General features: G+C 36.9%; 5 protein-coding genes. All 5 read left to right on the top strand.

The genetic code is table 11. The features are described 5' to 3' along the window. Window positions 1-628 (top strand): hypothetical protein (locus tag N4A40_13660; GenBank protein MCT4662899.1); only part of this gene is annotated, 628 nt, incomplete at its 5' end. A 279-nt stretch (window positions 629-907) separates the two neighbouring features. Continuing rightward, on the top strand, window positions 908-2,164 hold the full coding sequence (locus N4A40_13665) for a UDP-N-acetylglucosamine 1-carboxyvinyltransferase (GenBank protein ID MCT4662900.1): 1,257 nt from the start codon (window positions 908-910) through the stop codon (window positions 2,162-2,164). A 110-nt stretch (window positions 2,165-2,274) separates the two neighbouring features. After that, window positions 2,275-3,069: an MBL fold metallo-hydrolase gene (locus N4A40_13670; GenBank protein MCT4662901.1), complete on the top strand. Its 795-nt coding sequence runs from the start codon at window positions 2,275-2,277 to the stop codon at window positions 3,067-3,069. A 113-nt stretch (window positions 3,070-3,182) separates the two neighbouring features. Then, window positions 3,183-4,571 carry a methyl-accepting chemotaxis protein gene (locus N4A40_13675; protein MCT4662902.1) on the top strand — a complete coding sequence of 463 codons (1,389 nt, stop codon included), beginning with the start codon at window positions 3,183-3,185 and terminating at the stop codon, window positions 4,569-4,571. Between the two features lie 113 nt (window positions 4,572-4,684). Next, window positions 4,685-5,112, top strand: a 428-nt coding sequence (gene rlmH, locus N4A40_13680; protein MCT4662903.1) for a 23S rRNA (pseudouridine(1915)-N(3))-methyltransferase RlmH, incomplete at its 3' end; no start/stop codon positions are given.

Consider the following 5,112-nt stretch of genomic DNA (forward strand, 5'->3'; position numbering starts at 1 on the left):
TATCATAGAATATGAATTGTATCAACCAGAACAGATAGCAAAAAGGTTTTTTGCCAATCCATCAAGGCAACCAATAGATGATAGAGTGCTATTTGTACAGGGCGAAGAAGAACTTGAGATTATAAACAACAAAGAACTAGTGTATAAGAACAATAGCCCAGATTTGATTTATGAGACGATGGATGAAAAAACAGCACTAAATTTAGCTGAAGAATTTCTGAAAGAAAAGGGACTCTACGACTCAGATTCTGACCAATTGTATTTGGGAAAAACTGATATGAGCTATGATTTATTGTACACAAAATCTGTAGATGGAGTACTAGTAGAAAATAGCAAGATGACATTTGGTATAGATCGGCGCGGAATATTTGAATTTACTAGATTGTGGGTAGAGAGTGTAGAACTTGAACTAGAAAAAGAAGCAGTGCTTGAAGATCCACTAGAAGCACTTTTGAAACTTATGACAGAGCCAGATTTAGGAAAGGTCACCATAATAGATTTGAGACCTTGCTATTATTTAGGTCCTGGTAAAAATGAATCTATAGATTATGACAATGCAAAACGCGGAGAAGGTAATCCAGCATGGAGAATATTACTTTCTGATGGCAGAAAATATTTTTATGAATAGCTAACAATAAAACAATGTCAATAACTGAAAATTCAGATATCGGATGCTTCGATGTCTGTTTTTTTGCGCGAAATTTATTTTTGGGCATACCAAAAATCAGAAAATGCATGCAAGAAGGCATCATATTTACAAATATTTTCCTATTTGTAAAAAAAAGCTGATATTTTAGCAGATTTTTTTCAAAATTAGGTACAAAAATAGTGCTAGATACTATATAATAATTGAGAGAGGATTTTATGAGAGAGAGGTGAATCAACTGGGCCTACCAGTTGTTAATATATGGAGAAATTAGCGATAGAAGGTGGCAAAAGACTGCAGGGAAGTGTCAAGGTTAGTGGATTTAAGAACGCCGTATTGCCTATTATGGCAGCGACGATACTTTGTGGAGATAAATGTACTATAGAAAATGTTCCAATGATAAAGGATGTAAAGACCTTAATAGATATACTAAAATCTATTGGTGGAACAGTAAATTTAGTGGCTGACGGAATAGTAGAGATAGATACAAAAAATGTGAGAAATTGCGAAGCTCCTCACGAATTTGCAAAGCAATTGAGAGCATCTTATTATTTATTAGGTGGATCAATTGGAAGATTTAAAGAAGCAAATGTAAGTTATCCAGGAGGCTGTAATATAGGAACTAGACCTATAGATCAGCATATAAAAGGATTCGAAGCATTGGGCTGTAAAGTAGGAATAGAGCACGGTGTGATAAAATGTAGAGCAGATGAATTAGAAGGAACAAAGATTTATTTAGATGTGGTAAGTATTGGAGCTACAATAAATATCATGATGTCAGCAGTTTTAGCAAAGGGACAGACCATTATAGAGAATGCAGCAAAAGAACCTCATGTTGTAGATACAGCTAATTTCCTCAATGCCATGGGAGCAGAAGTAAAAGGCGCGGGAACTGATGTGATAAGAATAAATGGAGTTGAAAAACTACACGGTTGTACTTATTCAGTTATTCCAGATCAGATAGAAGCAGGGACGTATATGATAGCTTCAGCTGCTACAGGTGGAGACGTTCTTATTCAAGATGTCATACCAAAACACCTCGAATCAGTTACAGCAAAACTTCGTGAAATGGGAGTTAGCGTAGAAGAATTTGATGATGCAGTACGTGTAAAAGTAGAAGATGAATTGAAGGGTATCAATGTGAAAACTCTTCCTTACCCTGGGTTTCCAACTGATTTACAGCAACCACTTAGTGCATTGCTTTCAGTTACAAAAGGAACTAGTATAGTTACGGAGAGTATATTTGAGAGCCGATTCAAGTATGTTGACGAGCTCAAAAAAATGGGAGCTATGATCAAAGTAGATGGTAAGACTAGCGTAATAAGCGGAGTAGATCAATTAGATGGCGCAACGATATCAGCTACAGATCTAAGAGCGGGAGCTGCATGCATTATAGCGGGTCTTATAGCAAAGGGAACCACTAGAGTAGAAGAAATTTACCACATAGAGCGTGGTTACGATAGAATAGTTGAGAAACTGAGAGGTCTCGGTGCTTCTATAGAAAAAATAGAGGACTAGCATTAGAATATTATTAGACGTACGATTTGAAAAAACCTCTGTGAGTTGAGCTTGCAGGGGTTTGTCTATTTGGTGGAAAATATATCCACATAGTTCAAAAGGAGAAAGATATGGGATTTAGATATTGTTCATTGGCAAGTGGTAGTAGTGGAAATAGTCACTATCTAGAGACACCAGAAAATAAATTACTTATAGATGCAGGACTTAGTGGCAAGAAGATTCAAGAGGGACTTGCGCACATAGGAGTAGATCCAAAAACGCTTACAGGAATACTAGTAACTCACGAGCACAGTGATCATATAAAAGGTGTTGGAATACTTTCGAGACGATTTAATTTGCCAATATATGCCAATCAAGGCACTTGGGAAGCAATGGAAGATTGTCTGGGAAAGATAAAGCCCGAAAATAAAAAATATTTTGAAACAGAAGGTACATTTATACTAAATGATATGAGCATAAACCCATTTGGTATCCATCACGATGCCAAAGAACCTGTTGGATTTTGCTTCTATCATGACTCAAAAAAAGTGAGCTTCGTCACAGATACGGGTCATGTCTGTGATAAGATAAAAGCGAAAGTGAAAGATTCTGACATTTTGTTAATAGAATCAAATCACGATGTCAACATGCTTAGAATGGGGAGTTACCCTTGGCTTCTAAAAAAGAGGGTAGAGAGCGATTACGGACATATATCAAACGAGACTGCAGGAAATCTCATAGTAGATGTTTGTCAAACTACAAGACCAATAGTATTGCTTGGACATCTCAGCAAGGAAAATAATTTTCCAGAGTTGGCAATTCAGACAGTACAGAATATCCTAAGGGAAAACAAGTTAGTTGAGGGTCGGGACCTACAACTACTCCTAGCACCTAGGGATGAGCCGACACAAGTATTTGAATTATAGTTAGGAGAGGAAAAAAATTGTTTAGGGAGTTTATGATTTGGGGGATTGTTTAGTATATCAAGTCAAAAAAGAAAATAATTAAACATCCTCTAGAGTGAGGAAGGGGTGGACACTTGAAAATTATTAAACAGAAGAAGCAAAAAAGGGTAAAAAAGGGTGGAAAGAGTAGCAAAATGGCCATTAGGAAAAAGATTGGCATAGGATTTTTAGTGCTAGTTTTGATCATAGGCCTAGTAGGTATGATGAGTGCATTTTCTAACTACAGCATGATTCAATCTCTAAAAGATGTGCAGTCTCATGTTTACAACAAGACATTGAATGAAATGACTATTCAGCTTGAAAGAAATATGTGGATAATGGTTGGTATTTCAGTGTTAGGTATAGTAGCAGGAGCAATTATATCAATAATAATTTCAAAATCAGTTATAAAACCGCTTAGAGTTACAGTACAGCAGCTAAACTTTGTAGCAGATGGGGATTTTACAAACCCAGTATCAGACCAATTGCTAAGGACAAAAGGCGATTTTGGCGCACTTGGTTTAGCACTTGAAAAGATGCAGGAAAATATGAGAGAACTACTTTCAAAAATCATAGAAGCATCTGAAAACTTGACATCTAGTTCGGAGTCACTAGCTAGCCATACGGATCAATCTGCACGCGCTACGAAAACGATTTCCGACGCGATAGCACAGATAGCAGATAGCTCATCACAGCAGGCTCAAGATGCAGATAGGATAGCTGAAAAGACAAATGATTTAGCTGGGGTCATAAACAAAACTGCGGAATTTATGGATCATGCTTATGGTATTTCCCAGGAAACCATAGAACAGAGCCAGAGTGGTTTGGAAATCATAGTAGAGCTGAATCAAAAAACAGCTACTAACAACGAAAGAGCTGGAGAAGTAAGAGATGTAATACATCAGATAAACGACTTCGCAGCAAATGCAGAATCAATAACCACATTTATAGACAACATAGCATCTCAAACAAATCTACTTGCATTAAATGCTAGTATAGAGGCGGCGAGAGCTGGAGAGGCTGGAAGAGGATTTGCAGTAGTAGCAGATGAGATTAGAAAACTAGCTGAAGACTCTGCAAATGCGACAAAGGATATCACAGAGCTTATACAAAATATACAGACTCAATCTCAAATAGCAGTTAGAAGCATGGGCGACATGGCAGAAGCTAACGCAGAGCAAAATACAGCTATAGGAGAGACAGGAGCTATATTTGATAAAAACTATCAAGCGCTAAACAATCTAGTATCACAGCTAGATGTAGTCAAAAAATACTCTATGCAGGTAAACTCTAGCAAAGACGAGATAGTATCTGCAGTAGAAGAAATCTCTGCTATATCAGAGGAAACATCAGCTAGTACACAAGAAGCATCGGCATCTGCACAGCAACAGCTTGCATCTATAGAACAATTAGAAACTCAAGCACATGGAACTGAAGAGATGGCGGAATCATTGATGAGAGAAGTAGAGAGATTTAAAATATAGTTATAAAGGCTGCCTAAGGGGCAGTCTTTTTTTGAAGAAATGGAAGCCAGGCTGCGTTGGTTTCAACATGAATTTGTGATAAAATAAAAAGAAAAAAGAGAGTTGGTTTTTTAATGAATATAAGCGTCATATCAGTAGGTAAGATAAAAGAAAAATACTTGGTTTCAGGCATAGGAGAATATGCCAAGAGACTTTCAAAATACTGCAAATTAAATCTCATAGAAGTATCAGATGAAAAATGCCCAGAGAATTTAAGTCCAGCAGATATGGATATTGTGAAATCAAAAGAAAAAGAGAGAATACTAAAGAAAATTCCCCAAAACACCACTATAATCACATTGGAAATAGAAGGTAAACAACTAACTAGCGAAGACTTTTCAAAGAAAATAGATGACTTCGGCCTAAGAGGACAGTCAAACCTCACATTTCTAATCGGTGGATCACTAGGTCTAGACGATGAACTCAAAAACATGAGCGACTTCAAACTTTCGTTTTCAAAGATGACATTTCCCCATCAGCTCATGAAGATGATACTGCTCGA

This window comes from Tissierellales bacterium (assembly GCA_025210965.1).
Taxonomy (GTDB): Bacteria; Bacillota; Clostridia; order Tissierellales; family JAOAQY01; genus JAOAQY01.